Origin of the sequence: Sphingobacterium arenae, assembly GCF_014692505.1 — a bacterium.
Lineage (GTDB): Bacteria > Bacteroidota > Bacteroidia > Sphingobacteriales > Sphingobacteriaceae > Sphingobacterium > Sphingobacterium arenae.
This window is the reverse complement of record NZ_JACNYK010000001.1, coordinates 1,074,817-1,087,724: the sequence shown is the minus strand read 5'-3', so window position 1 is coordinate 1,087,724 and position 12,908 is coordinate 1,074,817. Positions and strand designations below refer to the sequence as shown.

Below are 12,908 nucleotides of genomic sequence, written 5' to 3'. Positions count from 1 at the left end.
TCTTTTAAAATGTAACATTAATACCAGCAACTATTGACTTGGGAAGTGACATTCCACCATAGTCTGCTGCGATCGGAAATTTCGAATCGCCGCTGACGTTAGAAGTTTCCGCTTCGGGGTTATATCCACCATAGTATTTATCATTTCCAAACCAATTCTCCATCGTAAAGAATATCCGAAACGAATCAAAAAAAGATTGTCTAGATTTAAAATTGTATCCGGCGGTTATATTACGCACCCGCCAATAATTTGTGGAATAGAGCCAATCTGTATTGTTGACAGGCGTAAAGTTAGACGATGCTGCTTTTCCCCGTTCTGCAGATGGATCGGGATTCTCCTGTGTCCATCGATCTCGATGGATACCCAATTGATTGTCCGTATACACCACGCCCGTTACATCTATAGCACGACCTAGCAAGGAATAAATAGATCCTCCACGCTGTCCCTGTAACAAAACGGAAAGGTCGAAATTTTTATATCGAAAATTATTTGTTATCCCCCAAACGTGCGTTGGATTAGGTTGTCCTGATATTTGACGGTCTGCGGCATTAATAACACCATCTTTATTAACGTCTTCATATTTAGGGTCGCCAATTTGTTGACCGGGAACAATTGCCGTTCCATTATCAAAGTCTGCTTGTGTTAATATGCCATTTTTATGGATAACGTAAATACTGTTTATCGGAAGCCCCACCTGGAGCATAGTGAAAGCATCACCGCTATAATTGGAAGGTAAGGGGACTTCTATAGTCGTGTTATTTCTGCCCAACTGAAGAATTTCGTTGGTGTTATGACTGAGATTGAAAGCAGTTGTCCACTGGAAAGCACCCGTTAAGTTTCTGGTCGACAATTCCACTTCCCATCCCCTGTTTTTAACAGCCCCAATATTCGTCAGCATGTTTCGGAATCCCGAAGCCGCCACCGTAGGCACATACAATAACAGATCTGTGTTTTTTTTACTGTAGTAGTCGAAGCTAGCCGTAATTCGGTTTTGGATAAATCCTGCATCGACACCGATATTGAATGTATTGGATTTTTCCCAACTCAGGTTAGGATCAGCGATAATGTCGGGTGCTAGGCCACCCACTTGCGTTCCTGCAAAACTGTAATTAAAGTTTCCGAGCGTGGATATACTGGTATAATCCCCAATATTGTTATTCCCCGATTTCCCCCAGCTACCGCGGATTTTAAGATCGCTTATCCCTTTTATATCTTGCATAAAAGCCTCCTCCGAAACCCGCCAACCGATAGACGCCGAGGGAAACCACCCCCATTTCGAACGAACACCAAAACGCGAGGAGCCGTCTCGTCTAATACTAGCGGAAAATAAATATTTGGAATCATACGCATACTGAAGTCGGCCAAACCAAGAAAGCAATGTATTCTCATTTTCTGTCGTATTACCCGTGATTGCTGCTGCTCCATTCAGCGTCGTCACATAAATATTGGTAAACCCTCCGGCAGATGCCATATTGGACGCATCTAGCGACGTATGATTATACGCAAATCCTGCCAAGGCAGAAATATCATGTACATCCTCGAGTTGTGCATTATAAGTCAAGGTATTTTCATTGACAAATGTTTTTAATCGATAAGTAGCGTACGATCCACGTGTGACTTCTCCCGGATTATTCATTCGGGTAGTCAAGTTTCCATTGACCGTGTGCGGTGTAAACTTCTTGGTACTCGCATCCGTATGATCCAAATTTAATGTGGTCTTAAACTTTAGATTTTTCACCAGCTCATATTCTCCAAATAAAGAAGCAATCGTACGGAAGTTTTTCGTTAGACCAATGGTTTCACGAGCAATCGCTGCCGAACTGTTGTTTCGCGTACCCCACCGGTAACTATCATTATTATAAGCATTAACATCCGATCCCATATACGCTTCGGCGACAGGACTAAAAATGAGCGATCGATGAAGGAAGGCATCTTTACCCTCTGTCGATCCCCCTCCATGCCCCGGTTCATGGAGTTCAGAGTAGGTTGGTGCAATATTCATCCCCAATAGCATTTTTTTGGTTGGTCGGACCTCCACATTCGCTCTACCCGATATCGGTCTATATCGCTGATTTATAATTGTACCTTCTTGATCGGCATAATTTCCGGAAATATAATACTTCACCACATCGGTTCCACCACTCACACTTAACTGTAAGTTATTACTATGTGCTGTTCTAAATAATTCATCTTGCCAATCGATAATTGTTAAACCTGGATGCCCGGGTATGGCCCATCGATCATCTAACATATATTGGGTATTAAATGCTCCCTCGCCAAGCCCTAATATCTGCCTTCGTTCTTCGGTGCTCTGCAAAGCAGATCTACCAGGACCGGATGCCTCCCATTGTGCATTGATAACTTCGGTTGCCCGAGCCATCCATTCTTCTCCACTTAAAAGATCAATCTTTTTGGTCGCTTTGGATATGCCACTAAACGCATTAACATTTATTTTAGGCACACCCGCTTTTCCTTGTTTCGTGGTGATTAACACAACCCCATTAGAAGCCCTTGAACCATAGATGGCTGCCGCTGATGCATCTTTTAGTACCTGAATAGATTCAATATCATTGGGGTTGATATTGTCTAATGGATTTCCATTGGTATATCCTCCATTCGAGTTTTGACTATTTACAGCGAGCGGAAAACCGTCTAATACATATAACGGTTCTCGTCCTGCGGTTATGGAACCCGAACCCCTTACCTGGACGCTAAACCCTTTTCCTGGAACGCCGGTTGTCTGTTTGACGTGGACACCCGCCATCTGCCCAACCAGCGCTTGGTCCACCCGGGTAATTGGGCGCTCCTCTATACCGTCTGCTTGCATTGTCGATACAGGAGCAATCACATTCGATCGTTTCTGCGTGCCGTAGCCAATAACAACAACTTCATCCAAGCCTGTCTGTTCCTGCAACAATGTTATCTGTAGATGTTGCTGATTGCGTATGCCGATTTCCTGTTTTTCAAAACCAACAAAGGAGACCGTTATTATTTGTCCCTGCGCTACTTCCAATGAAAATATACCTCGATCATTCGTTTTGGTCGATTTTCCAAGGTCACCCTTGATGGTGATAGACGCTCCGATAACTGGCTGTCCTTGTTCGTCACGCACCTGTCCCTGTAACAATCTTTCTTGTTTTTCCTTTACAGATGGAGCCGGCTTAATAATAATATTTTTCGTTCTAATTTCATACGATAATGGCTGCCCTTTCAAACTTTGGTGCAGGGCTTCTTCGATGGTCGCATTCTGCAGATTTAAATCGATTTTCTGCTGTTCGTTGAGTAGTTGTGTACCGACGATAATATTGTAGCCGCTCTGCTTTCGAATTTCGCGAAACACATCCTCAAGTAATATTTGTTTGCTGGCGATTGTTATTCGCTGGGTATAGCCGGTGGCTACCACCGAATGTATATTCAGCAAAGTTAGGAATACGATTAGTTTCATCATCAAAATAAATCTGTTGCTCAGGCGATATTCTGTCCTGAACCTTCTTATAGGTATTTTTTTATACATTTGGTAAAGCTTTTATATTGGTTAAACGCAAAAACTAATGAAAGCAAGCTTTATTTCTCATTGGGGGTGTGTCCGCACTCCCAATGTATTTTTACTGCCTGCTGTGATGTAGTAACTTTATTTTCTTACAATAATCCTCCTTTCTTCTAATGAAAATTGAGCAGCGCCTGTCAATTCCAAGGCATCCAGCAGCTGTCGCAGATCTTCCATTCTCGATATCGTACCGTCGAGTCCTCTATCTGGAAGTTCCCCTTCGTATTTCACCTCGACATTATACCAACGTCCTATCTTTTTCATCGCGCTTTGGATATCTTCTTTATGAAAATAGAAATATCCATTTTTCCAGGCAATGGCTTCCTCTATATCCACCGTCTGAACGGTTATATCGTTAGATTCTCCCTTCTGAACAAGGGCTTGTTGCCCCGGCAGTAAATTTTTTACTTTTTGGCCCTTTTGCATACGGACACTACCTTCGATGAGCGTCGTGCGAATAGCCATATCTTCGGGATACGCCGACACATTAAAGCTCGTCCCGAGCACGGTAATGGATGTTTCTTCCGCATGCACCACAAAAGGTTTGTTTCGGTCTTTCTCTACATCAAAAAACACTTCCCCCGTTATAGTGACTTCTCGTTTGTCTGTATGGAAAACAAGCGGATAAGTTATCGAGGAACCCGCATTTAGCCATACGGAAGTACCGTCTGATAATCGTGTCTGATATTCGCCTCCGTGAGGTGTCCGTAAGGTGGTTGTTGCCGACAACAGTTGATCGTTCGCTCCATCTGTCTTTATCTGTCCATCTTCAAAACGCAGTGTAAAACCTTCTCCTTGCAAGGAAGTGCCTTCTTTTAACGAATCTAGCGCGACCACTTTTCCACCGGGTAGGGTCAGTGTAGCCTGTTCACGTCCGGGTGTAATGGCCTTTTCGGTAGTCGTGATCAGTATCTCGTCGCCCCTGTTGGGCATTTCGATCCCTTGCTGAAAAAAGTAAATAGTATAACCGACCAATATACAAGCAGCTGCACCAGCCAGATAATACCATGTAGATAAAAAAGATTTTCGGTTTATTGTTCTTTCCTCGTTTGCAAAAAAACGAGCATCGTTTAGTATAGCCTGCCACATCTGCGAAGAGGGCGTACTGGAATCCTTTATTGTATGTCGATGTTCGGCAAAGACTTCTTCCATCAGCTCGCCCAATAGTGGGTTGTCTCCATCGGATTTCATAATTTCCGATAGTTCGATTTTTTCACGATTGGAGAGCCTATTTTGTATATACCCCCTCAATAAATACAGTACACGTTGTTCATCCATCGTCGTTAGCTTGCCGGTTTACATACAGGTAAACGAACGAACACGAAAAACGGGTAGTGAAAAAAATAAAATTTTATAAAAAAAAATAAAATAGGATTGTACAGGAGATCTCGTAATGTGCCAAGACCCTTTTTAATGTTTTCAGTGCACGCATGAGATGATATTTCACGGTATGCTTGGAAATACCTAAATCATCGGATATCTGTTCATAACTTAATCCTTCAAACCGGCTCATCACGAAAACACGTCGTTGATGTTCCGGAAGGTTATCTATAGCAGAATCGGTCAGCTCTTTCAGTTCTTTCCAGCCGAGATAAGCTTCTGTCTCCTCGTGGTAATCACGACCAGAATGCATGTAGTCTTGTACATAGCGGGTCGCGATCGCATGCTTTCGAAAGGCGTCTATTGTTGCTCTCCGCACATGGGTGAACAGATAAGGGTATAAAGGCAGCGCTGGCGAAAGCTTATCGCGATTTGTCCAAAGTTGGATAAACGCTTCCTGTGTGATCTCTTTCGCCTGCTCCTCGGACTTTACGTAACTCAGCGCAAACTGATATAACAACGTATGATACCGATTAAAAACCGCCTCAAATGCTGCCTCATCGCCATGCTTTAAGCGGCAGATAGTCTCGGGATCTACTGGAGGTAAAGCCATACCAAACGTAACGCGTTAAAAATAAACTAAACATCTCCTTGTGAACCATAACGGTTTAATAAAATGCAGTTCACTATAGGTTCATAGACAAGTGTAGTATTTTATACGCAAGAAACTATCCTGTAGCGTCATGCCTCGCCATACCAGATTACGGCAACACGAACACCACTTCGCCCTTCTGTCTATCTTTATAGAAAACAATCGTACATAAATTTTTACTTCTATCGATTGCCAGGATTTCCAGTTTCGTCAAACTGATATCCTGTTTACCTTCATCATCTATTATACGAAGTGTTGCCCTTGGCTTTACACCGATTGCAAACTCGCCATTCCACGACAGTACAAATTGCTTCTTTTCGGTGATATTGGTTGCGGCAATCTTATTTTCCATAACCGTTGTACTCCACTGGTTAGCCTGCTCCAGTTCAACCAATCCATCCCAATAAAAGCGGGGATCGTCCGCGCTGAGTACCGCGGGAATTACTTTGACATCCACCGCTGCTTTTCTCCCTGTCCCATCCATGATGAATAGACGCTCCTCACCATAATTTTCCGTCGCGGTAAACGTAATCGTATTCCCGTTCACCTCCACTTCGACCAGCGAGGGCTCTGAAACGGTATAATCTCCGTTACCACTTATAACTTCTACGGTTGACGTGTAATTTTCCAGAATTTCGATATTATTTTTATCCAGCTCCAGCGCCTGTAGCGGTACCGCTTTCTCTTTTTCGCAAGCTGTCCATATACTTCCGCACAACAGCAAAAGCATGATAAAGTGTCTATCTGTACTATTTTTCATAATTATCTTATCCTATCCCCCTTACTTTGTTATTTTCAATCGGATCACATCGCCACTTGCGGTAACCGCACGTAGATCCACCTCCCCTTCATACGTCGTTAAGTCTACTCGTCCCGTATTAAACGGAGTCCGTGTACCGTTGACAAAAAAGCTGTTAAAACGTCCCGCACCATTCCCGACGATCCGCGCCACATGATGCTCAACGACAATGGTCGGTTCTTCAATCCACTCATACGAAACGGCACTACCCAAGGGTGTATAGAAATAGCCCATCCCAGCGGCATAAAATGTACTACTCGTCTTTAATTTCAAGAAATCAATATCTGGTAAACTACCATCAGACTGCCGCGGCCACAAAAGCTGAGCCTCATCCAAACTCATAAAATCGTTTGCCGTTACTTCCATATTCACCGGTAGAAAAGAGTTATTGCTTATTTGAGAAAGTTCCTGATTTACATTCACGATATGTTGCCCGGCGGTACGCGGGCTATAGGATAGGTTATGGCGGATAATATGTCCATATCCATCTACATCAACAGCCTCTTCCCTAGACTTACGGGTCAGCATATTAAAATTAGAAGGGTTTCTATAACCTGTATTGTTTTCCCATAGGATTCCACCAAGATGGTGATTCGCATACAACCCCTGGTTACGATTTTGAAAGGCAATATTATTCCGGACAACATGCATCGGGATCGCCGATGGTGCGTCCGCATTCTCTCCCATACCATAGCCTCCTGCTTTTATACCGGTTCCATCTCCCGCAGTTTCAAAAGTTCCCGGTTTATAACCATTATAAAATGCCCAACAGTTTTCAATCGTATAAGCGGTGTAAGCACTGATTAAATCGAAGCCATCGTCGCTGTTCCACCACGCCCGGCAACCACGAAACACATTACCGGTACTCGTGGCATTCGTCGGATGCCCACCAAATCCGTCAACGTTCCCTCCACGGCCACCATCGGAGATATAATCCCAGTTGTTGTAAGCATCACAGTTTAAAACGAGGTTATTGGATCCTCTCACCAAATAGAATCCGATCGCCATACCGTCATGCATGGCGAGGTTTTCATAGATATTATTGTTCCCCCCATCGTTACGGAAGCATTCCGACTGCGTATGTCCCACAATAGTCACTTGTGTGCCGATCACTTCAAAGTTTTTAAAATGGAGATTGGAACCACTGACGTAAAAGACAATTACCCGACGATCGGCCGGTTTCACGTCAGACATATCGAATATGGGGCGTTCACCTTCGTACCCGAAATAATGTATGCGTTGGTTTTCACTCGCCCCGCTTTTACTCATATCGAATACATGTGCCCATATCCCTCCACTGGTAGGCGTCATAATCTGTTCGGGCTTAATTTTGTACGTTCCTCCTCGGAAGTATACCGTATCTCCAGATTGCACCAGTGATTGCGCCTTGTTCAGTGTCGCAAAAGGAGCTGATTTTGTCCCCTCTTGGTTATCATCGCCGTCCACAGCGATGTAATATGTGCGCGCCGACACCGAAAAACCAATGGTAAACAACATCATTAAAAAAAGATAAATATATTTCTTCATTATTGTAGTTTTTTAGACCTCATCACCTTGTCATCATCTCACTTAGTTACTCGTCATTAACGATTAACAATTAATCACTGTTCCCAGTTAAACGGCAAATACCAGTTCTCGCGGTTCATCAACTTGCTGCGGACAGCATCTGCCTGTGGATGGCCTTCCTTGCTTAATTTTTCGTAAATTTTATCGGCTAAGAAGGATGGATCGTTACGACGTATCGCTATTCGCACCAAATCCTCCCAACGACTGCCTTCAAACGCCATCTCTAAAGCCGCTTCTTCGATCAGGTAATCTTCTACTTGGGTCAAGCTATCTGTCGGATTGATTTCCCGAAAGGTGAGATAAGCTCTTCCCCGAAGACCATCATTTCGGTGCCAAGTGGCGCGATAACGTGGATTGTTCCCATTACGTGCATCGAAATCATATGGAAACGGCAAATGCGTTTGTTGTACATCCGTTTTATCGGACTGATTGGGATCGTCATATATCCGCCCCACACCGTTATTCAACAGTCCTACCGCCAATTTATGATGCCCATCCCGATTAGCAGCCTCGGCAAAGCGCAAATGCAATTTCGCTGCCCGATAAAGATGCCATTTACCCCCGCGCTGAAATTTATCGATTGGCAACATGGTTTCGATATCCGAGAACTCGTCGGTATATTTTGTCACGACGCCCTCCTGTCCGATCATCGATACCGATAAATCCCGTCGCGCGTCATAAGGCACGCCGTTGCGCTGGGTTTGATTACCCCATAGATCCAACGATTCTTGACTTGGCTTTAGCAAGTGATCGCCCCCATTAGCCGCAAACAAACGAATGAAAGGGTTCTGCGGATTAAAATTACTGTTAAAGGGCAAGGTCCACACCCACTCCGTATTCCACAGCTCATCCTGCGAACGGGAAAACATCGAGCGCCAGCCCTGTGTTTTGCTGTTGATCAACGTACGCACGTCTTGTTCTCGGTAGCGTAAATACCCAACAGCAATATCATTATTGGTTGATATCTCTGCCCATTTAATCTTGTACCGATCGTAACGATAGCCGTCGTTTCCGAGATTATCATAGCTGGTCATCACCAGCTTATAATATTCCGCCGCTTTCTGATAATCGTTATTCCACAAATGCAAATCGCCCAATAACGCCTGCTTATTGATATAAAAACGTTCCATCGTGTAGCCATCCACATTGAACATCAACGACTCCGTATCCGAATACAGCAACTTATACGGAACAGCTTCCATATCGGCAATAAGCTTCGTCAGCAATTGCTCAAACTCCAAGAGTGGATATTTGTCTTTATCCAATACTGCATCGGTGTCTTCCAACGGATCAGTGATATAGGGTACACGTCCGAAATGTATCCCCAATTGCAGGTATACCCAGCTCCGCACCGCCATGATATCCGAATAGCGTTGGTTATACTCTTCCGGCGTAAATTTATTCTCCGCCCGCATAACCTGAAAATTCGTCAGCACGTCGTTGCAGTTGAGGATCACCTCATAAAACTTACGTGGATTAGCATAGGGATTATCAACACTGATGGCGCCCACATCGTTGGTATTGATTTCCTTTAAATACGGGTTTGCTCGGTTGGTTACGGTCAGTAAATCGGCACGCAGTTCATTCCATAGGATGTGCTGCTCCGCTAATGACAATAGCTTACCATAGATGCCAATAACGGCTGCGTCGGCGTCGTATATATTTCGATACATCTGTTCTTTGACCAACACTTCCTTCGGTTCTACCTCGAGAAATTTACTGCAGGAAGAGAACGTCAAGCATGCTAGTGCAGCATACAGTCCATATATCGTAATACGTTTCATTTTTCTCGTTTTCATGTTCACTCTTTTAACTATTATCCTAAAACCCAGCCTTAATTCCCACCTGTATTGTCCTAAATTGCGGTGTCATACCGATATCGATACCTTGGCTATAGATCGAGCTATTCGCACTAAACTCCGGGTCGTATCCTAAATACCTAGACACCGTAAACAGGTTGTTGACCGTCAGAAAAGCATCAAATGATTTCAGGATATCGTGATTAACCGGTATATGGTAACCAAAATTGATCGTGCGCAAGCGCAGGTACGAGCCATCTTCTATCCAGCGATCGGAGAACTCGGCGTTATTCAACGGATCACCCCAATTTGCCCGCGGCATATCCGTAACCTGCCCTTCCTCTTTCCAACGGTAATTCGCCGCGATGCTTTGGTTATGGTAGTCGGATACGCTTTCCAGTCGATGGCGTGTTGCATTATATACATCATTACCCAGTGAATAGGTAAACAGTGCATGCATCGAAAAACGTTTGTAGCGTAGCGTCGTATGCCACGAACCGAACCAATTCGGATTCGGGTTACCGATCACGACCCGATCCTTTTCGTCGATGATATTATCGCCATTTTGATCCACGAAATGCACATCTCCCGCTTCAAAAGGCAACAAACTACCATCCGTTAATCGTCTGCTCAAACCCGTATTCGCCGCGTCACGTGCCGTAGCGAATACACCATAGGTCTGTAAGCCGTAAAACTGGTTGGCCGCACCTCCCTCTTCGGTAATCATGCGGGCACCATAATACGTCGTCTCAAAGGCACCGTCCGGCAGCGTCAACACTTTATTCCGATAGGTCGCCAGTTGTAGCCCCATATCCCACTTCATATTCGGTTTGTTGATTAGCCGTCCTGTGATGTTCAAATCCAATCCGTTATTCTGCATCGCTGCCCCATTCGTAAAGGCGAGATCCATACCTGTCTGTGCCGAAAGTGCTTGATAGGTAATTATGTCTTTGAAACGGTGGTTATAGAGATCCAACAATATATTTACCCTTTCTTTTGCTATCGACAGATCAAGTCCTAGATTGGTTTTGAAGGCACGTTCCCATTGCAGGGCCGGATTTCCGATATTGCCCCGGATAAGTCCTTGTATGCCCAGAAAATTTTGGGAAATATAATAGGTCCGTGCAGCATAGTCGCCAATGTCATCATTTCCGGATATACCATAAGAAGCTCGTAATTTCAAGAGATTAATAGCATCCGTACGGAAAAAGTCTTCTGCCGAAACCACCCAAGCCGCGTGGAGCGCTGTATTCAAGGCAAAGGCATCCTTACCTAGCTTCAAGGTTCCTCGACGAGCCTCGTTACCAAAACGCGAGGAACCGTCGAGAGCGGCATCCCAACGCAATAGATAGCGCTCCTTATACGCATAATTATGCGACATGTAGGCATTTACCCAATTTGCATTCCCAAAACCACCGCGGATCTGACGCAACAGGTTACTTCCACCCGTTACGTTCACATAATTGTCATTTGCCGTATTAAACGCCAAACCATAATCATATTCCGCGTTGCGCTGCTGTAAACGGAAGCCAATCCGGTTGCTTAACCGGTGATTTGCCCCGAAGGTATTGTTCGCACTAAAGTACGTGTCGTTAAACAATGCAAAAAGTTTACGGTTCTGAATCCCCGCTTCGTTCCGTATCTCTGCCGTCGGTTGCTCTTCGGAAAACACGCCTAGTTCCGGTAGGAAAAAATTCTCCCGACCCTTATCGTACACCAATCCAGCAATTGTACGCAAAGCGTAACGTTCATTAAACTGATAGTTGAAATGTAAATTCCCGACAAAACGGTAACTCTGGTTCTGTCCTATCGTGTTCTCACTAACCAACACCGCCGGATTACTCTGATTAAAGACATCCACATCTGCAAATACTGGCGACATATTGCCTTGCTCATCAAAACCATAGGGTGCCAAGAAAGGTGATTTGATCAGCGACTGGTATAACGGGCTGGAATGCGAGTCCACCCCTTGGTTTCGAATATCCTGCCGATTATAGAAAAAGGACAGGTTGCTCTGCACGGTAAACTTTTCGGATAATGTCAAGTCGCCGTTGAGGCGCATGTTATAACGGGTAAAGTTATCGTACTTCAAAACACCTCGATCGTTGGTATAGCCCGCAGATAGTGCATATTGCGCGATATTATCACCTCCCGCCACTTTAAGGTAATAATTTTGGTTGATACTGTGATCCATGACTTCCGATTGCCAATCGGTTTCATTCATATAGCTATAGCGCTCCGTATTTTCCGAATCTAGCCGATAATAGGGCAACCGTCCAATAGAATCCGCTCCCAATCCCTGCGTACTCAGCAATTCCGACAGGTAAGTTCGATGGCCTCTACTATCCAGCAACGGCAGGTTCTTCGGCCTGTTATTAAAACCGGTCGTCGCCAGAAAATCAATCCGTGTCGCCAGCTCTTTCGCACGGGAGGTCGTAATAAAGATCACCCCGTTGCCACCTTTTGTACCATATAGTGCCGATCCATCTTTTAACACGGAGATGTTATCAATATCTTTCACATCGATATTTGCCAGGCCCGATTCGCTGTAATTAGCGAGTAGGTCGGCACTATAATCCTCATCATCGTAGAGCACGCCGTCTACCACCAAAAGCGGTTTGGACGTACCGTAAAACGAGTTGATCCCCCGAAGGCTCAGATTTGCTCCGGTATTGGTCGTCCCCGAATTGCGCACCACATTTAAACCGGCAATTTTTCCTTGCAGAAATTGTGCAGTATTATCGTTGGACGTCGTTTTCCATTGATATTTCCCCAAATCCACGGTCTGTACGGCGGTAGCATGCGACAAGACACTTTGTTTCTCATTAAACAAGATCGCTTCCTGCCGGATAGGGTTATAGCCGTCCTCATATAACCAAATCTCCAAATTCAATTCTCTGGCTTTTGCAAATACGATTTTCTCCTGATAACCGGGTGCATTGATGGTTATTTTAGCCGTCGGCGACGGTAATTTGAGGGAAAACGTTCCGTCATCTTCGGTAATGGCTGCGGAGAATCCGATCACCTGCACGTTAGCCCCTACCACCGGTGCACCACTATCTGCCGCCCGAACGGTTCCCGAAATTGTTACTTCCTGAACAGCCCCCGTTGTTATTTCCAGTTTTACGAACGGTGCTCCCGATCCTGCCTGTAACGTCCCGACCGACATGGATGTGGCTAATGCCGCACCGCCAATAAATAGTTTATATATTAATTGCATCATCT

Annotated in this window: 7 protein-coding genes; all 7 read right to left on the bottom strand. The window is 44.7% G+C overall.

Annotation, left to right across the window (positions count from 1 at the left end):
* Window positions 1–4 precede the first annotated feature (4 nt).
* Window positions 5–3,448 (bottom strand): TonB-dependent receptor, encoded by a 3,444-nt coding sequence (locus tag H8B17_RS04000; protein WP_190307847.1) that lies wholly within the window; start codon window positions 3,446–3,448, stop codon window positions 5–7.
* Window positions 3,449–3,631: 183 nt separating this feature from the next.
* Entirely contained in the window at window positions 3,632–4,825 is a 1,194-nt protein-coding gene (locus H8B17_RS03995; RefSeq protein WP_190307846.1) for a FecR family protein, read from the bottom strand.
* A gap of 73 nt (window positions 4,826–4,898) precedes the next feature.
* A complete protein-coding gene (locus H8B17_RS03990) occupies window positions 4,899–5,480 on the bottom strand; it encodes an RNA polymerase sigma factor (RefSeq protein WP_190307845.1) in 582 nt (193 codons plus the stop codon).
* Window positions 5,481–5,628: 148 nt separating this feature from the next.
* Window positions 5,629–6,279, bottom strand: coding sequence for a hypothetical protein (locus H8B17_RS03985; protein WP_190307844.1), 651 nt, complete (start codon window positions 6,277–6,279; stop codon window positions 5,629–5,631).
* A 21-nt stretch (window positions 6,280–6,300) separates the two neighbouring features.
* Window positions 6,301–7,845 (bottom strand): right-handed parallel beta-helix repeat-containing protein, encoded by a 1,545-nt coding sequence (locus tag H8B17_RS03980; RefSeq protein ID WP_190307843.1) that lies wholly within the window; start codon window positions 7,843–7,845, stop codon window positions 6,301–6,303.
* A gap of 74 nt (window positions 7,846–7,919) precedes the next feature.
* A complete protein-coding gene (locus tag H8B17_RS03975) occupies window positions 7,920–9,683 on the bottom strand; it encodes a RagB/SusD family nutrient uptake outer membrane protein (protein ID WP_223816354.1) in 1,764 nt (587 codons plus the stop codon).
* Window positions 9,684–9,705: 22 nt separating this feature from the next.
* Window positions 9,706–12,906 carry a SusC/RagA family TonB-linked outer membrane protein gene (locus H8B17_RS03970; protein ID WP_190307842.1) on the bottom strand — a complete coding sequence of 1,067 codons (3,201 nt, stop codon included), beginning with the start codon at window positions 12,904–12,906 and terminating at the stop codon, window positions 9,706–9,708.
* Window positions 12,907–12,908 lie beyond the last annotated feature (2 nt).